Genomic DNA, 25,768 nt, shown 5'->3' on the forward strand with positions numbered 1-25,768 from the left:
TTCCTCCCTGACCATGACGCTAGGGGCTGCTCCGGCAATTGTCAACACGATTGACAATTGCCAGAGAGCTTCCTAGCTTGGACCAACCGCCTTGGCTCCACTATGATGGGAGCACATCAGCGGGAGGGTGAGGATGACTGGGAAATTGCCGTTCGAAGCACTGTCGGTCGACACCCTGGCAGCACGCCTCGGCGCCAACGATGCCCTGTGTTCGCATATCGGCAAAGATACAAGCCGATGGAAGGTCCGCGAGGTCGGCGACGGCAATCTGAACCTGGTCTTCGTCGTTGAGGGCGCCACTGGTGCTGCCGTCGTCAAGCAGGCCCTACCCTATGTCCGCCTGGTCGGCGACAGCTGGCCGCTGCCGTTGAAGCGCTCCTTCTTCGAGTATCACGCGCTGACGCGACAGGAGGCGAGAGCGCCAGGTTCGGTGCCTGCGATCCATCACTTCGATGAGAGCCAGGCGCTGATCATCATGGAATATCTGTCACCGCACATCATCCTGAGGCGCGCGCTGATCGAGGGCCGGCAGCTGCCGAACATCGCCAGAGACATCGGCCTGTTCATGGCCCGCACCCTGTTTCGCGGCTCCGACCTGCATATGGCGACCAAGGATCGTAAAGCCGATCTGGCGCTGTTCGCCGACAATGTCGAGCTCTGCGACATCACCGAGAACCTGGTGTTCTCGGACCCGTATTTCGACGCCAAGATGAACCGGCATACGAGCCCGCAGCTGGACAGCATCGTCGCAGAGTTGCGCGCGGACCGCGATCTCAAGGTCGAGGCGCAGCGGCTGAAGCACATTTTTGCGGCCAATGCGGAGACGCTGCTGCATGGCGACCTGCATTCCGGCTCGATCATGGTCACCGACTCAGAAACGCGGATGATCGATCCCGAATTCGCCTTCTACGGCCCGATCGCCTTCGACGTCGGCATGCTGCTCGCCAATTTCTGGATGGCGTTCTTCTCGCAGCGTGGCCACGAGCGGAATGGAAAGCGCGACACCATGCGCGCCTATCTGCTCGATGTGACGGTCGACACATGGTCGGTCTTCCGCACCGAGTTCTCGCATCTGTGGCGAACCGAGCGCACGGGCATGCTCTACCAGAAGTGCCTGTTCGAGGATCAGGGCGACAGGCTTGGCGCCGAACAGGCGCTCGATCACATGCTGCATCAGGTCTGGACCGAAATGCTGGGCTTTGCCGGCGTCGAGGTGCACAGGCGCATTCTGGGCCTCGCGCACAACGCCGATTTCGAGACCATTGCCGACGAGGATCTGCGCGCCACATGTGAGGCAAAGGCGCTGAAATTCGGCCGTCACATCGCCGTCAACCGGCGCCAGATTCACAGCATCGACGAGGTCAACACGCTGGCCGCGCTGATCGAGCAGGAGAACAGAATTTGAACGTCGGCGACCGCCACTATCGCACCATCTGGCTGAGCGACGACGGGCGTTCGGTGGAGATCATCGACCAGCGCTGGCTGCCGCATGATTTCCGCGTGGAAAAAGTCGGCACCGTTGCCGGCATCGCCACGGCGATCCGCGACATGTGGGTGCGCGGCGCGCCGCTGATCGGCGTCACCGCAGCCTATGGCGTCGCCATGCAAATGGCAAACGATCCTTCCGATGCAGCACTCGACGGCGTCTGGGAGGTCTTGCACGAAACGCGCCCGACAGCGATCAATCTGCGCTGGGCGCTCGATGAGATGCGCAATTTCCTGCGGCCGCTTCCATCTGGACAACGCGGCGAGGCTGCTTACCGGCGCGCCGGCGAAATCGCCGACGAGGATGTCGGCCTCAACCGCGCCATCGGCGCCAACGGCCTTGAACTCATCAAGGAAATCGCGGCGCGCAAGCAGCCGGGCGAACCGGTCAACATCCTGACCCACTGCAACGCCGGCTGGCTGGCCACCGTCGACTACGGCACCGCCACGGCGCCGATTTATCTGGCTACGGAAGCCGGCATTCCCGTTCACGTCTATGTCGACGAAACGCGCCCGCGCAACCAGGGCGCTCAGCTGACCGCATGGGAGATGGCCGGCCATGGCGTGCCGCATACGCTGATCGTCGACAATGCCGGCGGCCATCTGATGCAGCGCGGCAAGATCGACATGGTCATCGTCGGCACCGACCGCACCACCGCCGACGGCGACGTCTGCAACAAGATCGGCACCTATTTGAAGGCGCTGGCCGCGGCCGACAACGACGTGCCGTTCTACGTCGCGCTGCCCTCGCCGACCATCGACTGGACGGTGGGTGACGGGCTGGCCGAAATCCCGATCGAACAGCGCTCCAGCGACGAGGTCTCACTGGTCTGGGGCAAGACCGCGAATGGCGAGATCGCGCAGGTCCGCATCTCGCCGGAGACGACGCCCGCGGCGAACCCGGCCTTCGACGTGACGCCGGCACGGCTGGTCACCGGGTTGATCACGGAACGCGGCGTCGCCAAGGCCTCGCGCGAAGGTTTGAAGGCGATGTTTCCCGGACGCTGATGATCCTGTCCCGCGGATACTGCTGAAACGGTTGCAGCGGACCACCGCCTAAACGTCAAGACTGCCGGTCTCGCCGGACCCTGAAAGACCCGCCCTCGCGGGCTATGAAAAAGATCTGCGTCTACAAGACTCGGGCATTCCGATGTCGATCCACCTCATGATCCCGACAAGGCCGCCACCAAGTGGCGCAGCCAATGGCGCGGGACTGCGCCAATGGAATTGGCTCTCTTGAACTCGTTCGTCCCAAATCGGATTGCCAAGCCATGGTAGTGTGATTATACCAGTTACTAAGGTGACGATCGGCAGGGCCATCGTTCGAGATCAGGAGTACGGCTAGATGACAACGATTGCGCTGTTTGGTGCCGGCGGCAAAATGGGTTACCGCCTGTCGACCAATTTTCGCGGCTCTCCCTACACGATACGCCATGTCGAGGTCAGCGACGCCGGCTGCGAGCGGCTGAAGACGGGGCTGGGCATCGACGCGGTCAGCGCAGATGAAGCCCTGAACGGCGCCGAGGTGGTGATCCTGGCGGTTCCCGACACCCATATCGGCAAGGTTGCGGCCAGCATCGAGGGCAAGCTTGCTTCCGGCACCATGGTCGTCGTGCTCGACGCCGCGGCACCTTTCGCCGGCCATTTGCCGAAACGGCCGGACCTGACCTATTTCGTCACCCATCCCTGCCACCCGCCGATCTTCAACGACGAAACCGATATGGCGGCCAAGAAGGACTATTTCGGCGGCGTCAAGGCCAAGCAGCATATGGTCAGCGCACTGATGCAGGGGCCGGAGGAAGATTTCGCCAAAGGCGAAGCAATCGCCAAGATCATCTGGGCTCCGGTCATGCGGTCGCATCGCGTCACGATCGACCAGATGGCGCTGCTCGAGCCGGGCCTTTCTGAGACTGTCTGCGCCTCCCTGCTCGTTGTCATGAAGGAAGCAGTCGACGAGGTCGTCGCCCGCGGGGTCGACCAGCAAGCGGCGCTCGACTTCCTGCTTGGCCACATGAACGTGCTCGGCGCCGTCATCTTCGGTGAAACCAAGGGTGTGTTCTCCGACGCCTGCAACAAGGCCATCGAGTTCGGCAAGCCGGTGCTGATGCGCGACGACTGGAAGCGGGTCTTCGAGCCTGAGGAGATCGCGGCCAGCATTCAGCGCATCACCTGAGGCGGAAGTAACTGAAAATCATGGAAGCATTTTGAGCCGTCCGCCCCCGGGGCGGCTTTTCATTGATTGATTTGCATCCTCAACAATGCGGTTGTGGCCCGGCATCGAGGAGGGGCAATCTCATGCAACGCTGGCCAATCCTGACTGTATTTCTCGTGCTACCCTTTGCGTGACAGGCGCGTCCTATGTCACCGCGGTGACCTTACCCGCCGCATCGAGGCGACAGCCGACTCGCGCCTGCCGAACCTCGATGCCGCCTTGTCTTGCGTAGTGTATGCGCACCTCGATCCGCGCCGTGAGTGCGCCCCGACGTTGCTGGCGCAACGGACCTGCGCTTACCGCGTGAACACGTACGGCACCAAGGGGCGTCGCAGCCGACGCGATCGCCGTGCGGCAGGCGCGCACCACAGCTTGTGGGGTACCGGGTGTCGCTTTCAGTGGCGCCAGAAATCCCAACGGATAGCCATTGGTGATCGGCGCCAACGCGTCGCGACCAGTTCCGGAAGGCCTGAGCGCGCGCGGCAGTACGGCGAATTGTCTCGCGGCCTTGGCCTTGGCGGTGGCAGGCGTGATGCCGGCGCTGCCGCTCGCGACTTGCCCAGAGCCCAGGGCGGGGTTGCCTGGCTTACCGCCTGGAGCGGTGCCCGATCCGGACGAAGGGTCGCCCACCCCGACACCTGTGGATAGGCCCCCGGTTGCGCCGCCGAGGTTGCCGCTGACGCCAAGTCCGGCACCGAGCGATCCTTTGCCCGCGCCGAGCGATCCGCCAAGGCTTGCTCCCCCTACTCCGTCGACGCTCGAGCCGCCCGCCACAGAGGCGCCTTTCGAGCCGGCGCTCACGCCAGCACCGACCCCGACACCGCCAAGTTTACCACCAAGCCCCGCGTCAAGAGCCGAGGCAGGGCCAATTGCGATCGCGACTGTCAATGCGGCTGCGACGTATTTGTTCATTTCCATACTCCTCCTGCGGCATGTATCTCGGCCCACGGAAATGCGGTTCGCGATCAGCCCTCGCTAGCGAGAGCCGAGCTTCGGCGGTCGCTTCGGGAGCAACGCGTCGGGAAGCGCAATGGTCGCCACCAGAACAGGTCGCGATGGCCTTTTGACCTTCACTTTGTGGATTTCCCGCAACCCGGGTTGATGGGCTGGTCGCGAGCGCGCAGACACATCTCCACGTGAAGTTGCGCCGGCACGTGCCTTCGGAGCGCGGTTCATACGCTCGGTGCGACGCTCATCCCGGGCCTTTTCAATGTCAGTCGCCTTTCGCGCGGCGCTGAGGTCGCGGGCTAGACCGATGGCCTTGTTGCGCTCCTGCTCCAACGCGACGCTCAGCTCCATTGAGACTCGGCTCGCTTCCTGCTTTGCCGCGTCGCGTTCCCGGCGAGCGCTGTCGAGATCACGTGCGGCTGAATCTGCCCGTTCGCGTTCCAGTTCGAGTGCATCGCCAGCTCGCTTTAAAGCCGCCTCTGCCACCTGTCGTTCCTTGATGGCGTTGGTCTGCGCGGCCGCAGCCAGATCTGCGCTTGTCTTAAGAGCGTCGATAGTTTGGCGCGCCACGGTGAGTTCGCGTTCGAAGCGCTCAGCCTTGTGCCGCTCCTCATCAAGCGCTCGCTGCGCCTCTGCCACAGAGGCCTCCATAGAGTGACGCGCTTCAAGCCTGGCCGCCTTCTCGTGATCGGCGAGAATGGCTTTGGCCTTTAAGCCTTTGACTTCGCGTTGCGCCACTTCCAGATCGAGCGCGAGCTCTTCGGCTCTTCGCCGCTGCTGATTTAGGGCTTGTCCTTGTTCAGCCATCGTGTCGGCTGCCGCACGCGCCTGCGCGCTGGCGTCGCGGGCGCCGCGCTGCATCACGGCCAGTTCCGTTCGCGCCGCCGCCAATTCGCGGCCCTCATGGTCACCGCGAGCCGGCTGCACGCTCTTCCTGAGCGCGTCCACTTCCCTCAGCGCCGCAAAGAGCTGCTGTTCCAGTGCGCCGCGGTCAGTCCGCACCGCATCGAGTTCCCGTACCAAGGCGGCAGCCCGTTGACGCGCCGTCGCAAGGTTCTGATTGTGTCGGACGGCATCGTTGCGAGCAGTCTGGCGAGCCGCAAGTGCTTCCTCGCGAGCTGCCGCAATTTCCATGCGAGCGGCGGACAGCTCATTCAGCAATGCCCCTTCCAGAGCTTGCTGTTGCTCCGCTGCAGGCTGCCAAGGTGTGTGGGAACCGCGCACGCTCGGTTGCGCCTCGGCCTTGCCCTTCTCGACACTGGCGCGTTCCGAAGCCACGGCCGAAGAGCTGTCGTCGGCTGCGTCTGCCGGCGGGTCGGGCGCTTTTCGTTTGCCCGGGTGTTCCACCGAACCTGTGATGTCCGAGGGCAGATTTTGTATCAGTTTGACGGTTGTATCCGCCCGTTCTTGACGGCCGCTCCTGGCTTGCAAGCGATCGGAAATCAGCTCTGCCAGCTCCTCCTCACGCAGACCTGCGGCGGCAATGTTCCCGATCACTGGAAGGTCAAGCGTGCCAGCCGAGTCGATGGTGAAAGTATGGTTGAGCTGCAACGCCTCCAAAACGCCATCGCGCAAGGCAGTCCATCGCCAAACATGCAGTTCGATCGTGTCTCGCGGGGCAAGTCTGTCGTCAGTCTTCGGCCGACCGTGTGCCGCGGATTCCAGCAGCAGGATGATACAGAACGAAATGAGGCACAACATGGCGCTGCAGCTCCTGCCGCACATGCCACGAAATGAAGCCAAATGCCGTCGGTCAGCAAAGCTTAGCGCGGGGCTGCAGGATGGCGGCCTGGAACTCTGCACAAAATTCATAGCTGAACCTCACCGGCAACGCGATCCTTGCCGCGAACGGATCCATAAGAAACCCGCGCGCAGGCTGGAGCCGCGGAGAAATTCCACAACCAAAGCGCGATACTAGCAAAGCCTGCGCGTACCGCTGAGCACCGAATAAGGCGTAGGAGTGTCTCCTCTTTACTTACTTATTACGCTCTCACCCCGCGTATCATACCCCTTACGGTGGTGGTTATCCGGCTTGGCCAGCTGCCGGCGCATCGTAGGGAACGAAGTATCGCTCTTGGTGGATGCCTCTCGATAGCCGGTGGCTGATGCAGGAGCCGCTCGCTGCTCATCAGATACATATCATCTGAATTTGTGGTTGACTCATTATACCAGTTGGCTTAGCTGTTGGAATGGCTTTGGCCAGCCGAGGCCGGGCTGAAAATTGGGTAGATGGCAGGTGGAGGGGCAGCTGGGGACGGAACCGAACAGGATGATCCGCCCAGGTGAGCCGGCGAATGACCGATCCGCGACACGGACGCGATCCGCCTGGCGAACTGGGATGCATTTTAGCCCGGGCCGCGGAGGCACAGGCTTTTTCAAATGGGAGGAAATCATGAAACTCACTCGCAGAATGACACTTGCGGCTTTCGCCGGCATGCTGGCGCTTGGCACCGCCGCACCCGCCTACGCGGCGGATCTCATTGCCATCATTACGCCTTCGCACGACAATCCATTCTTCAAGGCCGAAGCCGTCGGCGCGGAAGCCAAGGCTAAGGAACTCGGCTACGAAGCACTGGTGCTTGTCCATGACGACGACGCCAACAAGCAGTCCGAGCTGATCGACACCGCGATCGGCCGCGGCGCAAAGGCGATCATCCTCGACAATGCCGGCGCCGACGCCACCGTCGCCGCCGTGCAGAAAGCCAAGGATGCGGGTGTTCCCTCGTTCCTGATCGATCGCGAGATCAACGCTACCGGCGTCGCCGTCGCGCAGATCGTCTCCAACAACTACCAGGGCGCCCAGCTCGGCGCGCAGGAGTTCGTCAAGCTGATGGGCGAGAAGGGCAATTTCGTCGAGCTGGTCGGCAAGGAATCCGACACCAATGCCGGCATCCGCTCCAAGGGTTACCACGATGTCATCGACGACTATCCGGACCTGAAGATGGTGGCGCAGCAGTCGGCCAACTGGAGCCAGACCGAAGCCTATTCCAAGATGGAATCGATCCTACAGGCCAACCCGGACATCAAGGGCGTGATCTCCGGCAACGATACGATGGCGATGGGCGCCTATGCCGCCCTTGCCGCCGCCGGACGCAAGGACGTCATCGTCGTCGGTTTCGACGGATCGAACGACGTGCGCGACTCGATCGCTTCAGGCGGCATCAAGGCCACAGTCCTGCAGCCGGCCTATGCGCAGGCGCAGATGGCAGTTGAGCAGGCCAACGACTTCATCAAGAACAAGAAGTCTCCGGCCGAGGAAAAGCAGCTGATGGACTGCGTCCTGATCAATGGCGACAATGCCGCTAAGCTGGAAACCTTCGCGCTGACCAACTGAGCCGGCGTGACATCAATAGCAAGGGACGAGCTTCCGGCTCGTCCCTTGCTTCCATTTCCTGGGTGCCCCTGACCGCCATGCCGAACAAGCCGACATGTTGAACAAGCTGACTTGGCCGACCGTTGCCTGGCCGATCCTCGCCGCGCCGATGCTTGCCGTTACCGTCGGCATTAGCCTGACCGCCTGCAAGATCCTGCCGACACCATCCGGAGAAAACGACGGCAAAGCGCCGGCCTTCAATGCGGACAAGATGGTCGGGGATATCTGGGCTGCCAAGGTGGTGCCCTATCTCCAGCAGAAGGCCGGACCGTTTCCCGAGGTTCATGCCCTGGCGAAAGCCGATCCAGCGGCTGCCGGCGCCAAGTATGGCAATCCGAAGAAGCAGGCGAATTCGCCATGGACCTTTGCGGTTCGCCTCGAAGGCAAGGTGGTCACGGCGAATACACAGTCACGCGCGGCGACCATGGACGTCGATGCCGACGGCGACGGCAAGGCGGATGCGCGGGTGCAGATCGGACCGGCGATGCGTGGCACCGCGCTGCGCGACAGTCTCGACTTCATCCAGTTCAACGATTTCACCAACCAGATCGACTTCGCCCAGTTCGGCAAGGCGTTCAACATCTATGCCGACAGGACAGTGCTTTCCAAGCTGCCGCGCGAAGCGCTGGAGGGCCGGAGCGTTAGGGTTGTCGGCGCCTATGCCATGGGCAGCGGCCAGGACCTGCCGCTGGTGACGCCGGCGGAGGCAGAGATCGGGCCGAAGCCATGAATGCCGCCATCGATCACGATGTCATCCTGAAACTGGAAGACGTCTCGAAGGTTTACTCGGGCACCGTCGCGGTCAAGCGCGCGAATTTCGAGGTGCGCAAGGGCGCGGTCAACGTGCTGGTCGGCGAGAACGGTGCCGGCAAATCGACGCTGATGAAGATCATCGCCGGCGTCGAACAGCCGACGCTCGGCCGCATTCTCCTGGAGGGCGAGGAGGTTTCCTTCTCATCGTCGGGGGACGCGGTGAGCAGCGGCATCGGCATGGTGTTCCAGGAGCTGAACCTGTTCGGCAATCTCACGGTCGCCGAGAATATTTTCGCCACGCGCGAGATCACCAACCGGTTCCGCAAGATCGACAGCCGCGAACAGGAGCGCCGCGCGGCGGAATTTCTCGAGCGCCTGGAAGCCGGCATCCGGCCCGATATGCTGGTCGAGGACCTGCGCATCGGCCAGCAGCAATTGGTCGAGATCGCCAAGGCGGTTTCGCTCGACGCGCGCATCCTGATCATGGACGAACCGACCTCGGCGCTGAGTGCGGCGGAGGTCGAGATCCTGTTCAAGGTGATCGCCGACCTCAAGGCGCGCGGCGTGGCGATCGTCTACATCTCGCACCGGCTCGAGGAGCTGATCCGTATTGGCGACTACATCACCGTGCTGCGCGATGGGCGGATCACCGGCCAGGAGAAGATGAAAAACGTCGACATGCAATGGATCGTGCGGCAGATGATCGGCTCGGACGCCAAGGACTTCGCCAAGGCCGACGGCCATATTCCAGGCGAAGAGATCTTCCGCGCCGAGGACATCTGCCTGCCGCGCGTAACCGGTGGGCTTGCCGTCGATCATGTCTCGCTGTCGCTGCGCGCCGGCGAAATCCTCGGCATCTACGGCCTGATGGGCGCCGGGCGCAGCGAGCTGTTCGACTGCATCATGGGACGTCACGGCCATGCGACAGGATCGATCTTCATCGCCGGCAAGAAGGTCAGAGAGCGCGACACGACGCGGCGGATCCGGCGCGGGCTGGCGTTGATCCCCGAGGACCGCCAGCGCGAAGGGCTGGTCTCGATCCTTTCGGTTGCCAGCAACCTGACGCTGGCTAGCCTGTCGCGGTTTGTCCGCCTGTTTCACATTCGCGGTGCCGAGGAAAACCAGGCGGTGACGCAGATGGTGCGGGAACTGGCGATCAAGGTCGCCAATCCGGCACAGGAGGTCTCGTCGCTGTCGGGCGGCAACCAGCAGAAGGTGGTCATCGGCAAGGCGCTGCTCACCGGACCCAAGGTGCTGCTAATGGACGAACCAAGCCGCGGCATCGATGTCGGCGCCAAGGCCGATGTCTTCCGCACCATGCGCAAACTGTCCCGCGACGGGCTGGGCATACTTTTCGCCACCTCCGATCTCGACGAGGTGATGGCACTGTCGGACCGGATCGCGGTGATGAGCAATGGAAAACTGACCGGCATGTTCGATCGCGCCGAGGCGACGGAGGCGGCACTTGTCGCCGCATCGGCGCTTGGCCACGGACCGGTCCCCGCACACGGAGAGCCACGCCCATGACTGACATCCCGGCCAAGGCCTCAGTTGCCTCCGCCTCGAACGGCTCCGTGCTGCTGACGCTGATGAAGGCGAGGACGTTCATCGCGCTGATCGCCGTCCTGATCTTCTTCTCGATCGCAGCGCCGAATTTCCTGTCGGCCGCCAATCTGATCCTGATGTCGAAGCACGTGGCGCTGAACGCCTTCCTGGCCATGGGCATGACCTTCGTCATCATCACCGGAGGCATCGACCTGTCGGTTGGTTCGATCGTCGGCCTGTGCGGTATGGTCGCCGGCTATCTCGTGCTCAACGGCATCGACCTGCAGATCGGCTACACGATCTATTTCAACGTCTTCGAGATCGCACTGATCACACTTGCGGTCGGCATACTGATCGGCGCCGTCAATGGATTGCTGATCACCAGGCTGAATGTCGCGCCGTTCATCGCCACGCTCGGCGTGCTCTACGTCGCGCGCGGCCTGGCGCTGCTGTCGTCCGACGGCCGCACCTTCCCGAACCTCGTCGGCAAGCCCGATCTGGGTACGACCGGATTCGGCTTCCTCGGTGCCGGCCGGCTGCTCGGCCTGCCGGTTTCGATATGGATACTAGTCGTCGTAGCACTTGGGGCGGCTTACCTGGCCAAATACACCCCGCTCGGCCGCCACATCTTCGCCGTCGGCGGCAACGAGCGGGCGGCGCGGATTTCGGGCATCCGGGTCAACATGGTGAAGATGTTCGTCTACATGTTCTCCGGTTTCTGCGCGGCAATCGTCGGCCTGATCATCTCGTCCGAGCTGATGGCCTCGCATCCGGCGACCGGCGAAAGCTTCGAGCTCAACGCCATCGCAGCGGCGGTGCTCGGCGGCACCTCGATGTCGGGTGGCCGCGGCACGATCGGCGGCACCATCGTCGGCGCCTTCGTCATCGGCATTCTCTCCGACGGGCTGGTGATGATGGGCGTAAGCTCGTTCTGGCAGATGGTGATCAAGGGCCTCGTCATCATCGTCGCCGTCGTCGTCGACCAGGCGCAGCGCCGGCTGCAGAGCCGCGTGACGCTGATGCAGATGGCAAAGGCAGGCTGATGGTGGCGGAACTGCGTGGAGCGCTGATCGGCTGCGGCTTCTTTGCCGTCAACCAGATGCACGCCTGGCGCGATATCGCCGGCGCCTCGATCATCGCCATTTGCGACCGCGATCCGGAACGGCTCAAGGTCGTCGGCGACCAGTTCGGCATTGCGCGGCGCTATGCCGCCGCGGCAGCACTTTTTGCCGGCGAAAGACTGGACTTCGTCGATATCGCCACCACCGCGCCGAGCCACCGTCCGCTCGTCGAGATGGCAGCACAGAACCGCGTTCCGGCAATCTGTCAAAAACCGTTTGCGCCGTCGCTTTCTGACGCCAAGGCCATGGTCAGGGCATGCGCCGACGCCGGCGTGCCGTTGATGGTGCATGAGAATTTTCGCTGGCAGTCACCGATCCAGGCGGTCCGTGCTGCGCTCGACAGCGGTGAAATCGGCACACCCTTCTTCGGACGGATCTCGTTCCGCTCGGCCTATGACGTGTTTTCCGGCCAGCCCTATCTGGCGACGGGAAAGCGCTTCATCATCGAAGACCTCGGCATCCATAGTCTCGACATTGCCCGCTTTCTGCTTGGCGACGTTTCGACGATCACGACACGAACCGCTCGCATTAATCCTGAGATTGCCGGCGAGGACGTCGCTACCATGCTGATGGACCACAAGAGCGGCGCAACGTCCGTGGTCGATTGCAGCTATGCGACGAAGCTCGCCACTGAGCCGTTTCCGCAGACACTGGTCGAGATCGACGGCAGCGATGGTACGATCCGGCTCGAGCAGAATTACCGGCTCACCGTCACCGGCAGGAACGGAACGGCGGTCAGCGACGTCTCGCCGCCGCTGCTGCCCTGGGCATCGCGCCCATGGCATAACATCCAGGAAAGCGTCGTCGCCATTCAAAAGCACTGGGTGGATTGCCTGGCGAACGGGACCGAGCCGGCAACCTCGGGTGCGGACAATCTTAGGACCTTGGCGCTGGTCGAAGCCGCCTATGCAGGTGCTGCGAGCCGTGAACCGGTGCAACTCGACGCCTTGCTCAGATGACCGCCGACGCCTTCCTCCTCTATGGCACGCATGCGGTCGAGGCCGAGCCGGTCGGGCTGCGCGCCGGCGTGCTCACCGCCGACTTCGTCAACGGCAATCTGCGCACCATCCGCCATGGCGGCATCGAAGTGCTGCGCGCCATAGCCTACATCGTCCGGGATCGCGACTGGGGCACCTATGAGTCGGCGCTTACGGATTTAGTCATCGACCAGGGCGCCGACACTTTCTCGGTCAGCTATTCGGCAAGTTGTGTCGGACCGCGGGGAAGCCGACTCGACTTTCGCGCGACAATTAATTGTTCCGCCGACGGCCATCTGGCTTTCGACGTGAGCGCACTTCCCGAAAGCGATTTCGAAACCAATCGCTGCGGTTTCTGCATCCTGCATCCGATCGCCGGCCTGGCCGGCAGTCCGGTCACGGTCGAGCACACCGACGGCAGCGTAGTGGAAACAAAGCTTCCGCTGCTGATCGACCCCTGGCAGCCTTTCAAGGATGTGCGGGCGATCGCCCATGAGGTCCGGCCTGGCGTTATCGCCGAATGCCGGATGGAAGGCGACGCGTTCGAAATGGAGGACCAGCGCAACTGGTCGGATGCGTCCTACAAGACCTATGTCCGGCCGCTCGCGCTGCCGTGGCCCTATATGCTGCCTGCCGGCGAGACTGTGCGCCAGACGATCAGTCTGCGTGTGGCCGGCGATGGGAAAGTGCCGGCTGCCGCAGCAACCGCCGAACCAATCCGCGTCGAGCTCGGCGAAACCGGACCGCTGCTGCCGGATATCGGCGTCATCATCTACCCGGATGAGGTCGAGACGGCGCTGGCGAACCTGCCGAAACTGTCCGCGCTCGGCCCGCAACAGCTGATGTTCCACTACGATCCGACGCGCGGCCACGGCCTCGACGCCTTGCAGTCCTATGCCCGGCTCGCCGCCGCCTACCCGGCCGTGACGACGCTGGAATGCGTCGTTTCCTGCGTTGGCGATCCCGATGCCGAGCTTTCAGGTGTCGCTGACATGGTGCGACAGGTCGGGCTGAGGCTCTCGGCCATCGCCGTTTCGCCTTCGGTCGACCGGCAGTCGACGCCGCCGGGCAGCGCATGGCCTGAATGTCCGCCACTCGAAGACCTTTATGCCGCGGCGCGCCGCGCGTTTCCCGATATCCGCCTCGGCGGCGGTATGTTCAGCTATTTCACTGAGTTGAACCGCAAGCGCGTTCCCGCCGACTTGCTCGATTTCGTCACCCACTGCACATGCCCGATCGTGCACGCCGCCGACGATCTCAGCGTCATGCAATCGCTGGAGGCGCTGCCTTTCATCACCGCATCGGCGCGGGCGATCTTCGGGGCAAAACCCTACCGGATCGGCCCGTCGACCATCGCCATGCGGCAAAACCCCTATGGCGGCGCGACCAAGGCCAACCCGCATACTCAGCGCATCGCCATGGCCGACCGGGATCCTCGCCATGCCGGCCTGTTCGCGGCAGCATGGACGATCGGCTATGCCGCGCGCGTCGCGCCGGCCGGGCTGGAGGCACTCACGCTTTCCAGCTTCACCGGACCGTTCGGCGTGCTGGCGGCATCCGGGGAACCCGTCGGCGAAGGTGAACCCCGGCCGACCTTCCAGGCCGTGCGAGGGCTTTGCGAACTGGCCGGCTTCAGGCACGTAGCGGCGAGGACGAGCGATGAGACGCGGGTGCTCTCGCTGGCCGCCCGTTCTGCCGCGGGCAAGACCGTCATGTGGCTGGCGAACCTGACGGCGAGCAAAGTGACGGTTGATATTTCCGGGTTCGAACGACGCCACCTTGTGATGACGCCTTACGCGATCATCCGGATCGGGTGAAATCAGCTGCCGGAATTCATCACATAGAGCGCGCGTGAGCGCTCGAGGTGCTTGATCATCGCCTTTTCGGCGCCGTCCGCATCCTTCTGCTCGATGCGCCCGATGATCTCTTCGTGCTCGGTCAGCGTGAAATTTTCCTTGCCGGTCCAGATCAGCATTTCGGTGTGATATTCCTTCAGCCAGCCCAGCATCGCTTCGCTGACTGCGACATAAATCGGGTTGCCGGATATTGCCGCGATCTGGGTATGAAATTTCATGTCGGCCGATATGAAAGCCTCGGAATCGCCGCGAAAGCTCCGCTGTTCGGCAACGGTTGCGCGCAACCGCTGAACGTCCTCGGCGGTGGCTTTTTCTGCGGCTTCCCTGACCATGCCGCGCTCGAAGAAGATGCGCGCGTTCTTGAGGTGCTCCAGCGTGTCCTTCGATGACGACAGGATGATCTTGGCCGCGCCGTCGACCTGTTTGATGATCGACTTGGCGGTCAGCTGAAGCACTTTCGCCCGCTCGCCGTGCGAGATCGCAACAAGACCCATATTGCTCAACGCCTGCATCGCTTCGCGGATCGCAGGCCTGCCGACCTCGAAGCGCTCCATCAGTTCGCGCTCCGACGGCATGTCGTCGCCTGGCTGCAATTCGCCGCTGGTGATCAGGCGCTTCAGCCTCAAAAATACTTCGTCGGAAAGCTTGCGCCGGACGATCGGCTCCGAACGGTTCATCGTCGCGAATCACTCCTTTGACCGGTGTCTGTTTAGCATTGCCATCACGAATCCCGGAATGCTCGGCCGAGCAGGATATCGCTTGCAATACTTATGTACTCATTATACCAGATTTCCAGGATCAGGGAATTTTTTTTCGAACTATGATCACCCTCACCTATCGCATCGAGACATCGGCGAGCATCGAGGCGCTGGCGGCCAAGATCGCCAGCGACCAGTCGACCGGAACCTTCGTCGCGCTGGCCGGCGAAACCGAAGAGCTCAAGGCGCGGGTGGCGGCGCGCGTTCTTGCGATTAGACATCTGCCGGACGCCGATCGCCCGTCCCTTCCCGAAGCCGGCGACGGGCCTTTCAGGCGCGCGGATGTCGATATCGCGTTTCCGCTCGATGCCATCGGCACCGATCTTTCGGCGCTGATGACCATCGCCATCGGCGGCGTCTTTTCGATCAAGGGCCTGTCCGGCATTCGCGTCGTCGACATGAAGCTGCCAGAGGAATACCGGGGCGCGCATCCGGGTCCGCAGTTCGGCGTCGCCGGCAGCCGCCGGCTGACCGGCGTCACGGATCGCCCGATCATCGGAACGATCGTCAAGCCGGCGCTGGGGCTGCGCCCGCACGAGACGGCCGCAATGGTGGGTGAGCTGATCGACGCCGGCGTCGATTTCATCAAGGACGACGAGAAGCTGATGAGCCCGGCCTATTCGCCTCTGTCGGAACGGGTCAAGGCGATCATGCCGCTCGTCCTCGACCATGAGCAGAAGACCGGCAAGAAGGTGATGTATGCTTTTGGCATCTCGCACACAGACCCGGACGAGATGATGCGCAACCATGATCTGGTGGCGAAGGCAGGCGGCAACTGCGCGGTGGTCAACATCAATTCCGTCGGCTTCGGCGGCATGGCCTTCGTCAGAAAGCGCTCCAGCCTGGTGCTCCATGCCCACCGCAACGGCTGGGACATTCTCACCCGCCACCCCGGCCTCGGCATGGAGTTCAAGGTCTGGCAGCAGTTCTGGCGGCTGCTCGGCGTCGATCAGTTCCAGATCAACGGCATCGCTTCGAAATACTGGGAGCCGGACTGGTCCTTCATCGAGTCCTTCAAGGCAGTGACCACGCCGATCTTTTCGCCTGATGATTGCGCGCTGCCGGTCGCCGGCTCAGGCCAATGGGGTGGACAAGCCCCCGAAACCTACCGGCGAACCGGCCGAACGATCGATCTTCTCTATCTCTGCGGCGGCGGCATTGTCAGCCACCCTGACGGACCGGGCGCCGGCGTGCGCGCCGTGCAGCAAGCCTGGCAGGCGGCCGTCGATGGCATACCGTTGGCGGACTTCGCCCTGAGCCACCCCGAACTGGCGCGGTCGATCGAAAAATTCGGCTACGGCAAAGCTGCCTGAGCAAAGCGACGCCATGCAAAACCTGCTCCTGAGCTATTATGGCGATGATCTCACCGGCTCGACCGACGTCATGGAGGCGCTCGAGCTCGGCGGCGTGCCGACCGTGCTGTTCATGCGTCAGCCGGACGAGGCCCTGCTTTCGCAGTTCAGGCATTGCCGTGCCATCGGCCTGGCCGGCACCAGCCGCAGCGAGACGCCGCAATGGATGGACACGCATCTGCGAGGCGCCTTCGCCTGGCTGAAGACCCTGAACGCCGAGATCTGCCACTACAAGGTCTGCTCGACCTTCGATTCCAGCCCGGCGATCGGCAGCATCGGCCGGGCCATCGAGATCGGCCGCTCGGCTTTCAGCCAAGCCAGCGTGCCGCTGGTGGTCGGCGCGCCGCAGCTCAAGCGCTACACCGCCTTCGGCCATCTGTTTGCGTCTTACCGCGAAAGATATTACCGCATCGATCGCCATCCCGTGATGAGCCGCCACCCGACCACGCCGATGGATGAATCCGACCTGCTGATCCATCTGTCGCGCCAGACGGACCTCAGCTCGGGGCTGATCGACCTGGCGACGCTGCAGTCGGCGTCCCGCTCGGAAGCGTTCGATCGCCTGATCGAGAATGGCAGCGACATCGTGCTTTTTGATGTCGACAGCCTGGAAAGTCAGGCGCTTGCCGGCAAGGAGATATGGCGCGGCCGCAGGCCGGGCGGCACTTTCGTCGTCGGCTCTTCGGGCATCGAATATGCGCTGCTGGCCGAATGGGTGTCCAACGGGACCGTTCGTGCCGAGCCCAGCTTTTCGCCGCCGGGCGCGGCCGACCGGATTGCGGTGGTCTCGGGCAGCTGCTCGCCGACAACGGAACGACAGATCCGGCATGCTTTGACGGACGGTTTCGACGGGATCGCAGTGGATCCTGTCGAACTGGTTTCTGAGGCCTCCGGCGACGCGATCGCGCGCGCGGCAGCAAACGGCCGTGCTAGCCTGGAAGCCGGGCGCAGCGTCGTCCTCTACACCGCGCTTGGACCAGCAGCCGACCGGGGCGCCGAAATCGACCGGCAGCAAGGCGCCCGCCACAAGCTTGGCCGCGGCCTCGGCGAACTTCTTCGCGAGCTGACGATCAAGCAGAAATTAAAGCGCGTGGTCATCGCCGGCGGCGACACGTCGAGCCATGCACTCGGCCAGCTGGGCGTCGATGCGCTGACGGTGCGGATGCCGCTGCCCGCCTCGCCGGGCTCTCCGCTTTGCGTCGCCCACTCGCGCGTCAAGGCAATCGAAGGACTGGAGGTCGCCCTCAAGGGCGGGCAGGTCGGAACCGATCGCTATTTCTGCGCCATCCGCGATGGGCTCGCTGGTTGACAGGATTTGCCTGATCTCACGACTTCTTGAACACGGCGCGGTTACCAACGCACGATGCCTGTCCCACATAAACCGCCGTATACGTAGCGGCGGGGCGGCGCACAACGCTCAAGCGGGGCTGGATCACGGCTCCGCAATTGAACCAGCGGGGTGGCGCGATGTCATTCAGACCGTTGCTTGGTGATGGACGGGTTCGGAGTCAGGAGGAGAAGTCGGAGACCCTGCAAACCGCGTCATGGGGCAGCTCCTCGATCGTTTTCGACAATCGGCGGTGGGCGTGCCGGGAGGCGGAACTCCGCTGGACAGCCCCTCATCACCTGATCGTGCTGACCGAAGAAGGCGGAACGTCCCATACATCTATCCGGCACGAGGCAAGATCCCTCTATGACGGAATGGACCGGCCCGGAGCCCTCACCTTCGTCCCCGCAGGCGCGGAGCGGCAGGGCTGCTATCGCGATGTAAACCTGTCCTACTCAGCCTTGTGGATCGATCCCGATATCAGGCTTCCTGGATGCGAACGCCTGAGAGACCTGCCGATCCTGGTGAACAGGAAAGACGTGGTGATCGCCACGCTCCTGAGTTCGCTTCGCGACGAGATGGCACTCGGCGACAAGCCGGACACTGCCTATGTCGAGCATCTGGTCGCCCTTGTCAGCCTCCGTGTGGCCAACCTGAACCGGGAGCAACAGCCGCCTGTACGTCACGGCTGTCTCAGCCGTCGGGCGCTTGGTCGAGTCCGGGATTACATCGATGCACATATGAATTCCGACGTTTCGCTAAGCGAGCTGGCAGCTGTCGTGGACATGGCCGTCGACAGTTTTGCTCGCCGCTTCAAGGCGACGACCGGCCTTGCACCCTATGCCTATCTGATCGAGGAACGCGTGCGGCGAGCGGAGACGCTGCTGCGCGAAACGGATTTATCGATCGCTAGCATTGCCTTTCGCCTCGGCTTTTCAAGCCAGAGCCACTTCACCACGACGTTCCGGCGTCTCAGGGGCATGACGCCTCGGGCCTATCGGGTGAATTCTTCTCCGGAATCCTGACATTGCCGCCGGTTTCTTGAAAGAAAGCCGCCGCGCGCACCCCACCTCCAGTGTCGATGAGTGACAGACCTGCGACTGGGAGATCATGCATGGCCAAAACAGACAGAAGGAGCGGGCCGACGCGTCGAACGGTGCTGGAGGGAGGGGTGGCGACCGGCGTGCTCCTGGCTACCGGTATACCGGTTGACGCCGAGCCGGCCGACAGCGTCACGGCGGCCGCCTCGCCCACGCCGGTACCGACGATGCCGATGTCCCTGCGGATCAACGCGAGGGATTTTGCCGTCGAGCTCGACCCGCGGACGACGCTGCTCGACGCGCTGCGCAACCATCTCGGCCTCACCGGCTCGAAAAAAGGCTGCGACCACGGCCAGTGCGGCGCATGTACGGTGCTCGTCGATGGGCGCCGGATCAATTCCTGCCTGACGCTTGCCGCAATGCATGAAGGCGACGAGATCACCACGGTCGAGGGCCTTGCCGAGGGTGACCGGCTGCATCCGGTGCAGGCCGCCTTCGTCGCCCGCGATGGGTTCCAGTGCGGCTATTGCACGCCGGGCCAGATCTGCTCCGCCGTCGGTATGCTGGGCGAGGCCAGGGCCGGCTGGCCGAGCCATGCGAGCGCCGACGTGGCGGCGGCTTCCATCGCCCTCACCGATGCCGAGATCCGCGAGCGGATGAGCGGCAACATCTGCCGTTGTGCCGCCTATCCGAACATTGTCGCTGCAATCCGCGACGCGGCAGAGGAGGCGTGAGCAATGCAGTCCTTCACCTATGAACGTGCGGCAAGTGCCGAGCAGGCAGCCGCCGCGGTTGCGGCGCGGCCGGACGCCAAGTTCATCAGCGGCGGCACCAACCTACTCGACCTGATGAAGCTCGATATCGAGCGCCCAGCGCATCTCGTCGACATCAGCCGGCTGCCGCTCGATCGGATCGAGGAGACGGCGGAAGGCGGGCTTCGGGTCGGCGCCCAAGTCCGCAACAGCGATCTCGCCGCCGATCCGCGGGTGAGGTCGCGCTATCCGATGCTCACGCAAGCACTGCTGGCGGGAGCGTCCGGCCAGATACGCAACAAGGCCTCGACCAGCGGCAATCTCCTGCAACGCACGCGCTGCCCTTACTTCTACGACCGCAACATGCCTTGCAACAAGCGCGAGCAGGGTTCGGGCTGCGCGGCGCTTCAGGGCTTCAACCGTATGCACGCAGTACTCGGCGCGAGCGAAGCCTGCATCGCGGTCCATCCCTCCGACATGGCGGTTGCCATGTCCGGACTCGACGCCAGGATCGAGACCATATCGCCCGGCGGCGCGGCTCGCACGATCCCGATCGGCGATTTCCATCGATTGCCCGAGGCGACGCCCCACATTGAGACCGTGCTTGGCCACGGCGAGATGATCGCCACTGTCACCCTGCCGCCCCCGCCACCCGGTCGGCAGGTTTACCGCAAGGTGCGCGACCGTGCTTCCTACGCCTTCGCGCTGGTGTCGGTGGCGGCAATCGTCGAGAAAAGCGGCGATCGTATCCGAAGCGCTCGGATCGCGATGGGCGGCGTGGCAGCGAAGCCATGGCGCGCAACGGAGGCGGAGCGCATGCTCGCAGGAGCCGCGGCGTCCGACGGCGCCTTTACCGATGCGGCCGAGGCCGCGCTCGCCGGTGCCGTCGGGCATGGCGCCAATGATTTCAAGATCCCGCTGGCGAAACGGACGATGCGGCACACGCTCGCTGCTGCCGTCGAGAGTGCGTGAGGTGACATGATGACAGAGACGAAGACCAGCGAGAACCGTCCTTCCGAAACACGTAGCGGCGTCATCGGGCGGCCGATCGACCGCATCGACGGTCCGCTCAAGGTGAGAGGCGGTGCCACCTACGCCTACGAGAATGCGCTGGAGGGTACAGCCTATGGCTACATTCTCGGCGCCGCCGTCGCCAAGGGGCGCATCGCCGAGATCGACACGGCCGAAGCCGAACGGGCGCCGGCAGTGCTGCTGGTCATGACGCACCGGAATGCGCCGGCCCAGCCGGATTTCGGCCCAGCGGTCACGCCGACCGTGCCGGAGGTCTTCACCCGCGCCCGGCCTGCGCTCAACAGCGACCGGGTGCGGTATTACGACGAGCCCGTCGCGCTGGTCGTTGCGGAGACGTTCGAGGCGGCACGCGCTGCCGCCGGCCTCATTAGAGTGCGCTATGACGAGGAGCGGGGCCTCTACGATTTGCCCGGGCGTGTGGCCGACGCTTATGCACCAAAGCGGACCAATGCCGGCTTCGAGACCGACAGCGTGATCGGCGACTTCGAGAGCGCCTTTGCGGCGGCTCCGGTCAAGATCGATGCTACTTACCGGACGCCCTTCGAACATCACAATCCGATGGAGCCCCATGCGACGCTCGCCGCCTGGTCAGGCAACGAGCTGACGATCCATACATCGGCGCAGACCTTGGCGAATTTCCGGGCGGGCGTCGCCAGCACGCTTCGCATCCCGCCCGAGCGTGTGCGCATCGTGAGCCCCTTCATCGGCGGAGGCTTCGGCTCCAAGCTGATTGCCCATTCCGATACAATCCTGGCCGCCCTTGCAGCGCAGGTCCTGCAGCGTCCCGTCAAGATCGCGCTGACGCGACAACAGATGTTCGCCAATGCCGGTCACCGCGCAGAGATGATCCAACAGGTGCGTCTCGGTACGGACACCGACGGGCGGCTCACCGGGATCGCGCACGATGTCTGGTCGGCAACCTCCAGCTTCGAGGAGTACTGCGAGCAAACGGCAGTTTTTGCCCGCTCGCTCTATGCGGCGCCGAACCGTGTCACCCGCCATCGCCTGGTTCCACTGGACATAAACCGCGGCGAATGGATGCGCTCGCCCGGCGAAGCGCCCGGCATGCTGGCCTTCGAATGCGCCATGGATGAGCTCGCCGAGCGGCTCGGCCTCGACCCGATCGAACTCAGGATCCGCAACGAACCGGCCCAGGATCCCGAGCGCGGCGTGCCGTTCTCCACCCGCAATCTCGTCGCCTGCATGGAGGAAGGCGCCCGCCGTTTCGGTTGGCAGCGGAGAAACCCGACACCCGGCCGCACCCGAGAGGGCCGGAAGCTCATCGGCTACGGCATGGCGGCGGCGATCCGTCCGAACTACATCGGCGCGGCGACGGCGCGGGTTGCGATCGACCGGGACGGTCGGGTGACGGCGCGGCTCGACATGACCGATATCGGGACCGGCACCTATACGATCCTGACCCAGATCGCTGCGGACAGCCTCGGCCTGCCGATCTCGTCCATCAAAGTGGAGCTTGGCGACAGCCGCTTCCCGCGGACCGCTGGCTCCGGCGGGTCCTGGGGCGCCGCGAGCGCGGGTTCGGCGCTGCATAACGCCTGCAATGCCCTCAAGGAACGCATCCTGGAGGCGGCGCAGTCGAGCGAAGCCTCACCGTTACGCGGCGCGAACGCCACCGAGGCAAGCTTTGCCGACAGCGAGGTCAGGATCGGCCCGCGGTCGACAAGCCTAGCAGATCTCATCCGAAGGATCGCTCCGGCGGGTTTCGAGGCCGAAGGCTCCGTAGCCGCGGGCGCCGCCACCCAGTCATACAAGGCTTACTCGCAGCATTCCTATGGAGCGCATTTCGCCGAGGTCGCTGTCGATTGCGATACCGGTGAGATCCGCATGCGCCGGATGCTGGCCGTGATGGGCGCGGGCCGTATCCTCAACGCCAAGACCGCCCGCTCGCAGATCATCGGCGGCATGACCTGGGGGATCGGCGCGGCGCTGATGGAGCAGACGGTGCTTGACCCGCGCTACGGCCACTTCGTCAATCACGACCTTGCCGAGTATCACGTTCCGATCAACGGCGACGTCGCCGAGATGGAGGTCGTCTTCCTCGAGGAACATGACGACAAGGCCAATCCACTTGGCGCGAAGGGTCTCGGCGAGCTCGGCGTCTGCGGTGCGGGGGCTGCTGTCGCCAACGCCATTTACAACGCGACCGGCGTGCGAGTGCGTGAATTTCCCATCACCTTGGACAAGGTGCTGCCTGCCTTGCCGGTGATCGCCATTTGACAACGCAAGTTGCCCGATCCTCGCTTGCCATCAAGCGTGACTAGGTCGGAACGGATCGCTATTTCTGCGCCATCCGCGATGACGTCGGTGGTTGACAGTGCTATCCGACCCTTCCATACAACGTCGTCAATGTTCTCAGGGCGGGGTGAAAGTCCCCACCGGCGGTGAGGGTCTCGGCCCAAGCCCGCGAGCGCCTTCCAGATGATCGGAAGGGTCAGCAGATCCGGTGTGATTCCGGAGCCGACGGTCACAGTCCGGATGGAAGAGAACGAACGGAAGACGGTCCGCTTTCGCGGTTCGGACTCCGTATCGTGCGTCCTGATTCTGGTTCGAAACGGAAGGATGGACCCATGAATCAGCATTCCCAGAAAGACTATGAAACGATCCGCGTTGCCGTCATTCGCGCGCGCTGGCACGCCGACATCGTCGACCAGTGCGTTGAAGCATTCGAGGCGGAGCTGGCGGTTCTCGGGGAGAAACGCTTTGCCGTCGATGTCTTCGACGTGCCGGGCGCCTATGAGATTCCCCTGCATGCAAAGACGCTTGCCGAGACCGGTCGCTATGCAGCGATCCTCGGCGCCGCGTTTGTCGTCAATGGCGGGATCTACCGGCATGAATTCGTGGCGGGCGCTGTCATCGACGGCATGATGAACGTGCAACTGTCCACCGGCGTGCCGGTGCTTTCGGCGGTGCTCACCCCGCACAACTATCATGACGGTGCGGACCATCACCGCTTCTTCTTCGAGCACTTCAAGGTCAAGGGCAAAGAAGCAGCCAATGCCTGCGTGCAGATCCTGGCCGCGCGGGAACGTATTGCCGCGTGAAATGTCCGTCCCTGGGTAGAAATCCCGGTAACACGCTGTACTATCTGCGAAAATACCGAAATCGGGAGGATGCAAGTGCAGACCAAGAAGATCATCAACGACGGCAACCGCACTGTCGACGAGATGCTGGAGGGTATCCTGGCCGCGCATCCCCGCCATCTCAAAAGCGCGGAGGGCAGCCCACGCTCGATCATCGCCCGTGATGGACCTCGCCAGGGCAAGGTCGGCCTCGTCATCGGCGGCGGCTCCGGCCACGAGCCGACATTCCTCGGCTTCGTCGGCAAGGGGCTGGCCGACGCGGCGGCAATAGGCAACGTCTTTGCGTCGCCGCCGCCGGACCCGATCCTCGAATGCGCCAAGGCGGCCAGCGGCGGTGCCGGCGTGCTGTTCATGTACGGCAACTATGCCGGCGACGTGATGAATTTCGATATGGCCGCAGAGATGGCGGCGATGGACGACATCGAGGTGCGCACGGTGCTGACCACTGACGACGTCGCATCGGCGCCGCGTGACCAGAGGCAAAAGCGCCGTGGTGTTGCCGGCAATTTCTTCATCTTCAAGGCTGCGGGTGCCGCCTGCGACCGGATGCTGTCATTCGACGAATGCCAGCGTATCGCCAGGAAGGCCAACGATCACACCTTCACCATGGGCGTGGCGCTGTCGCCCTGTTCGCTGCCGCAGACCCGCCGGCCGAATTTCGAAATCGGGCCCGACGAGATGGAGATCGGCATGGGCATCCATGGCGAGCCGGGCATCGCGCGCGGAAAGCTGAAAACGGCCGACGAGATCACCGATGAGATGCTGGACAAGATCCTCGACGAGATGGCGCCGGCGCGTGGCGACAAGGTCGCCGTGCTCGTCAATTCGCTCGGCTCGACGCCGCTGATGGAGCTCTACATCATGAATCGGCGCGCCAAGCAGAGGCTCGATGACATCGGCGTGTCAGTTCATGCAACCTGGGTCGGGAATTATTGCACCTCGCTCGAAATGGCCGGCGCCTCGGTGACGCTGATGCATGTCGACGGCGAATTGCAGACGATGCTCGACCATCCTTGCGACTGCGCCATGTTCCGCGCCGGATGAAAGTAGCATCCATGACATCCATCGATACGGCCGGCTTGAAAACAATGTTCGATGCGATCGCGGTGGCGATCGAAGTCGACAAGGACCGGCTCTGCCAGCTCGACGGCGTCATCGGCGACGCCGATCACGGCATCGCCATGGCGCTCGGCTTCGGTGCGGTGCGCGATGCGCTGGCGCCGCTGGACCTTTCGGCGACCGAGCCGACAGCTCTCCTCAACACCGCGGCGAAATCGTTCCTCAACGCCGTCGGCGCTTCGTCAGGCCCGCTCTATGCGACGGCCTTCATGCGCGGCGCGGCCGCCGTCAAGGGCAAGGCGACCTTGGCGGGTGCCGATTTCATCGCCCTGTTCCAGGCGATGGCGCAAGGCATCCAGGATCGCGGCAAGGCGGAGATCGGCGAAAAGACGATGGTCGACGCCTGGCTGCCGGCGGCGCAAGCAGCGGCGGCCGCGCATGCCTCAGGCAAGACCGTGTCCGAAAGCCTTGAGGCAGCGCTTCAAGCAGCCGAACGGGGCGCCGAGGCGACCAAGGATATGATCGCCGCGAAGGGCCGCTCGTCGCGGCTCGGCGAGCGGTCACTCGGGCACGTGGACCCTGGCGCCGCGTCGGCAGTCACCGTCATCGGCGCAATGCGGAAAAGCTTGGCTTAGCCCAGCTGCATCGAGCCTGTCGATCGCCTGGACATTGCCGGCCGACGGTCCCTTTTCGTCGAACTCCGATGCGAGCCAGGCGTCGACGATCGACTTGGCCAGTTCCGGGCCGATGACGCGGGCGCCCATGGTGATGATCTGGGCATTGTTGGATTTGGCCGCGCGCTCCGCCGAATAGGTGTCATGGGTGAGTGCTGCGCGAATGCCGGGCACCTTGTTGGCCGAGATGGAAACGCCGATGCCGGTGCCGCAAAACAGAATGCCGCGATCGTTCTCGCCGTCGAGGATGGTCTGGGCGAGCTTCTGCGACAGGTCGGCATAGTAGCCCGCCTGGCTGAGGTCGCTGACGGCGAGGCCGGGTTTGGTGGCGAGATGCTCGGCAATGACGTCGAGCAGCGGTTTGCCGGCACTGTCGGCTCCAATGGCTATTTTCATTTTTTCT

21 protein-coding genes, 1 pseudogene and 1 riboswitch are annotated in these 25,768 nt (G+C 63.6%); of the genes and pseudogenes, 18 read left to right on the forward strand and 4 right to left on the reverse strand.

The features are described from left to right. Positions 1-133 precede the first annotated feature (133 nt). The 3 genes from mtnK (at position 134) to IHQ72_RS30905 (ending at position 3,658) form a co-directional block, all read left to right on the forward strand. Positions 134-1,405: an S-methyl-5-thioribose kinase gene (gene mtnK / locus IHQ72_RS30895; RefSeq protein WP_258119398.1), complete on the forward strand. Its 1,272-nt coding sequence runs from the start codon at positions 134-136 to the stop codon at positions 1,403-1,405. Then, a complete protein-coding gene (mtnA, locus tag IHQ72_RS30900) occupies positions 1,402-2,493 on the forward strand; it encodes an S-methyl-5-thioribose-1-phosphate isomerase (protein WP_258119400.1) in 1,092 nt (363 codons plus the stop codon). Before mtnK ends, mtnA begins: the two co-directional genes overlap by 4 nt. Positions 2,494-2,830: 337 nt before the next feature. After that, positions 2,831-3,658 (forward strand): phosphogluconate dehydrogenase C-terminal domain-containing protein, encoded by an 828-nt coding sequence (locus IHQ72_RS30905; RefSeq protein WP_258119402.1) that lies wholly within the window; start codon positions 2,831-2,833, stop codon positions 3,656-3,658. Positions 3,659-3,841: 183 nt separating this feature from the next. Here IHQ72_RS30905 and IHQ72_RS30910 read toward each other — a convergent pair whose 3' ends face one another. Next, on the reverse strand, positions 3,842-4,609 hold the full coding sequence (locus IHQ72_RS30910) for a hypothetical protein (protein WP_258119404.1): 768 nt from the start codon (positions 4,607-4,609) through the stop codon (positions 3,842-3,844). A gap of 63 nt (positions 4,610-4,672) precedes the next feature. After that, a complete protein-coding gene (locus IHQ72_RS30915; protein ID WP_258119406.1) occupies positions 4,673-6,346 on the reverse strand; it encodes a polysaccharide biosynthesis/export family protein in 1,674 nt (557 codons plus the stop codon). A 691-nt stretch (positions 6,347-7,037) separates the two neighbouring features. Between IHQ72_RS30915 and IHQ72_RS30920 the strand changes: the two genes are divergently transcribed. The 6 genes from IHQ72_RS30920 to apnL all read left to right on the forward strand — a co-directional run bounded on the left by IHQ72_RS30920 (position 7,038) and on the right by apnL (position 14,231). Further along, on the forward strand, positions 7,038-7,979 hold the full coding sequence (locus IHQ72_RS30920; RefSeq protein ID WP_095483864.1) for a D-ribose ABC transporter substrate-binding protein: 942 nt from the start codon (positions 7,038-7,040) through the stop codon (positions 7,977-7,979). Positions 7,980-8,073: 94 nt separating this feature from the next. Further along, complete coding sequence (locus IHQ72_RS30925) at positions 8,074-8,748, forward strand: DUF2291 family protein (RefSeq protein WP_258119411.1); 675 nt, start codon at positions 8,074-8,076, stop codon at positions 8,746-8,748. Beyond that, positions 8,745-10,298 (forward strand): sugar ABC transporter ATP-binding protein, encoded by a 1,554-nt coding sequence (locus IHQ72_RS30930; protein WP_258119412.1) that lies wholly within the window; start codon positions 8,745-8,747, stop codon positions 10,296-10,298. The genes IHQ72_RS30925 and IHQ72_RS30930 overlap by 4 nt, the downstream gene beginning before the upstream one ends. Further along, a complete protein-coding gene (locus IHQ72_RS30935; RefSeq protein WP_258119414.1) occupies positions 10,295-11,359 on the forward strand; it encodes an ABC transporter permease in 1,065 nt (354 codons plus the stop codon). Before IHQ72_RS30930 ends, IHQ72_RS30935 begins: the two co-directional genes overlap by 4 nt. A 2-nt stretch (positions 11,360-11,361) precedes the next feature. Further along, positions 11,362-12,396, forward strand: coding sequence for a Gfo/Idh/MocA family protein (locus tag IHQ72_RS30940; RefSeq protein ID WP_258123988.1), 1,035 nt, complete (start codon positions 11,362-11,364; stop codon positions 12,394-12,396). Beyond that, complete coding sequence (apnL, locus tag IHQ72_RS30945; protein WP_258119416.1) at positions 12,393-14,231, forward strand: D-apionate lactonase; 1,839 nt, start codon at positions 12,393-12,395, stop codon at positions 14,229-14,231. Before IHQ72_RS30940 ends, apnL begins: the two co-directional genes overlap by 4 nt. A gap of 2 nt (positions 14,232-14,233) precedes the next feature. On the opposite strand, the gene IHQ72_RS30950 is transcribed toward apnL, so the two are convergent. After that, positions 14,234-14,947, reverse strand: a complete 714-nt coding sequence (locus tag IHQ72_RS30950; RefSeq protein WP_258119417.1) for a transcriptional regulator NanR — start codon at positions 14,945-14,947, stop codon at positions 14,234-14,236. A 143-nt stretch (positions 14,948-15,090) separates the two neighbouring features. Here IHQ72_RS30950 and oiaX point away from each other — a divergent pair, with 143 nt between their 5' ends. The 9 genes from oiaX to dhaL all read left to right on the forward strand — a co-directional run bounded on the left by oiaX (position 15,091) and on the right by dhaL (position 25,326). Next, positions 15,091-16,341 (forward strand): 3-oxo-isoapionate-4-phosphate decarboxylase OiaX, encoded by a 1,251-nt coding sequence (gene oiaX / locus IHQ72_RS30955; protein ID WP_258119419.1) that lies wholly within the window; start codon positions 15,091-15,093, stop codon positions 16,339-16,341. A 13-nt stretch (positions 16,342-16,354) separates the two neighbouring features. Continuing rightward, entirely contained in the window at positions 16,355-17,689 is a 1,335-nt protein-coding gene (locus IHQ72_RS30960; protein WP_258119421.1) for a four-carbon acid sugar kinase family protein, read from the forward strand. A 158-nt stretch (positions 17,690-17,847) separates the two neighbouring features. After that, positions 17,848-18,732, forward strand: a complete 885-nt coding sequence (locus IHQ72_RS30965) for a helix-turn-helix domain-containing protein (protein ID WP_258119422.1) — start codon at positions 17,848-17,850, stop codon at positions 18,730-18,732. An 89-nt stretch (positions 18,733-18,821) separates the two neighbouring features. Then, positions 18,822-19,481, forward strand: coding sequence for a 2Fe-2S iron-sulfur cluster-binding protein (locus IHQ72_RS30970; RefSeq protein WP_258119424.1), 660 nt, complete (start codon positions 18,822-18,824; stop codon positions 19,479-19,481). Between the two features lie 3 nt (positions 19,482-19,484). Beyond that, a complete protein-coding gene (locus tag IHQ72_RS30975; protein ID WP_258119426.1) occupies positions 19,485-20,471 on the forward strand; it encodes an FAD binding domain-containing protein in 987 nt (328 codons plus the stop codon). A 9-nt stretch (positions 20,472-20,480) separates the two neighbouring features. Further along, positions 20,481-22,769, forward strand: a complete 2,289-nt coding sequence (locus IHQ72_RS30980) for a xanthine dehydrogenase family protein molybdopterin-binding subunit (protein WP_258123989.1) — start codon at positions 20,481-20,483, stop codon at positions 22,767-22,769. 127 nt (positions 22,770-22,896) lie between these two features. Then, positions 22,897-23,043, forward strand: a riboswitch (FMN riboswitch). A gap of 76 nt (positions 23,044-23,119) precedes the next feature. Further along, entirely contained in the window at positions 23,120-23,593 is a 474-nt protein-coding gene (locus tag IHQ72_RS30985; RefSeq protein ID WP_258119427.1) for a 6,7-dimethyl-8-ribityllumazine synthase, read from the forward strand. Positions 23,594-23,668: 75 nt separating this feature from the next. Continuing rightward, entirely contained in the window at positions 23,669-24,676 is a 1,008-nt protein-coding gene (locus IHQ72_RS30990) for a dihydroxyacetone kinase subunit DhaK (RefSeq protein WP_258119428.1), read from the forward strand. An 11-nt stretch (positions 24,677-24,687) separates the two neighbouring features. Then, positions 24,688-25,326 (forward strand): dihydroxyacetone kinase subunit DhaL, encoded by a 639-nt coding sequence (gene dhaL, locus IHQ72_RS30995; RefSeq protein ID WP_258119433.1) that lies wholly within the window; start codon positions 24,688-24,690, stop codon positions 25,324-25,326. 6 nt (positions 25,327-25,332) lie between these two features. Here the strand turns inward: dhaL and derI are convergent. Further along, positions 25,333-25,761, reverse strand: a pseudogene (gene derI, locus IHQ72_RS31000) (D-erythrulose-4-phosphate isomerase); the annotation flags it as partial. Between the last annotated feature and the right edge of the window lie 7 nt (positions 25,762-25,768).

This window comes from Mesorhizobium onobrychidis (assembly GCF_024707545.1).
Lineage (GTDB): Bacteria > Pseudomonadota > Alphaproteobacteria > Rhizobiales > Rhizobiaceae > Mesorhizobium > Mesorhizobium onobrychidis.

Excerpts from the sequence above, each read along its gene's own strand:
- mtnK (WP_258119398.1), top strand. The coding sequence starts at position 134 with ATGACTGGGAAATTGCCGTTCGAAGCACTGTCGGTCGACACCCTGGCA.
- IHQ72_RS30965 (WP_258119422.1), top strand. The coding sequence starts at position 17,848 with ATGTCATTCAGACCGTTGCTTGGTGATGGACGGGTTCGGAGTCAGGAG.
- IHQ72_RS30960 (WP_258119421.1), top strand. The coding sequence starts at position 16,355 with ATGCAAAACCTGCTCCTGAGCTATTATGGCGATGATCTCACCGGCTCG.
- IHQ72_RS30910 (WP_258119404.1), bottom strand. The coding sequence starts at position 4,609 with ATGAACAAATACGTCGCAGCCGCATTGACAGTCGCGATCGCAATTGGC.
- IHQ72_RS30920 (WP_095483864.1), top strand. The coding sequence starts at position 7,038 with ATGAAACTCACTCGCAGAATGACACTTGCGGCTTTCGCCGGCATGCTG.
- IHQ72_RS30975 (WP_258119426.1), top strand. The coding sequence starts at position 19,485 with ATGCAGTCCTTCACCTATGAACGTGCGGCAAGTGCCGAGCAGGCAGCC.
- oiaX (WP_258119419.1), top strand. The coding sequence starts at position 15,091 with ATGATCACCCTCACCTATCGCATCGAGACATCGGCGAGCATCGAGGCG.
- IHQ72_RS30925 (WP_258119411.1), top strand. The coding sequence starts at position 8,074 with ATGTTGAACAAGCTGACTTGGCCGACCGTTGCCTGGCCGATCCTCGCC.
- IHQ72_RS30935 (WP_258119414.1), top strand. The coding sequence starts at position 10,295 with ATGACTGACATCCCGGCCAAGGCCTCAGTTGCCTCCGCCTCGAACGGC.
- apnL (WP_258119416.1), top strand. The coding sequence starts at position 12,393 with ATGACCGCCGACGCCTTCCTCCTCTATGGCACGCATGCGGTCGAGGCC.
- IHQ72_RS30985 (WP_258119427.1), top strand. The coding sequence starts at position 23,120 with ATGAATCAGCATTCCCAGAAAGACTATGAAACGATCCGCGTTGCCGTC.
- IHQ72_RS30980 (WP_258123989.1), top strand. The coding sequence starts at position 20,481 with ATGACAGAGACGAAGACCAGCGAGAACCGTCCTTCCGAAACACGTAGC.
- IHQ72_RS30915 (WP_258119406.1), bottom strand. The coding sequence starts at position 6,346 with ATGTTGTGCCTCATTTCGTTCTGTATCATCCTGCTGCTGGAATCCGCG.
- IHQ72_RS30950 (WP_258119417.1), bottom strand. The coding sequence starts at position 14,947 with ATGAACCGTTCGGAGCCGATCGTCCGGCGCAAGCTTTCCGACGAAGTA.
- IHQ72_RS30930 (WP_258119412.1), top strand. The coding sequence starts at position 8,745 with ATGAATGCCGCCATCGATCACGATGTCATCCTGAAACTGGAAGACGTC.
- IHQ72_RS30905 (WP_258119402.1), top strand. The coding sequence starts at position 2,831 with ATGACAACGATTGCGCTGTTTGGTGCCGGCGGCAAAATGGGTTACCGC.
- dhaL (WP_258119433.1), top strand. The coding sequence starts at position 24,688 with ATGACATCCATCGATACGGCCGGCTTGAAAACAATGTTCGATGCGATC.
- IHQ72_RS30970 (WP_258119424.1), top strand. The coding sequence starts at position 18,822 with ATGGCCAAAACAGACAGAAGGAGCGGGCCGACGCGTCGAACGGTGCTG.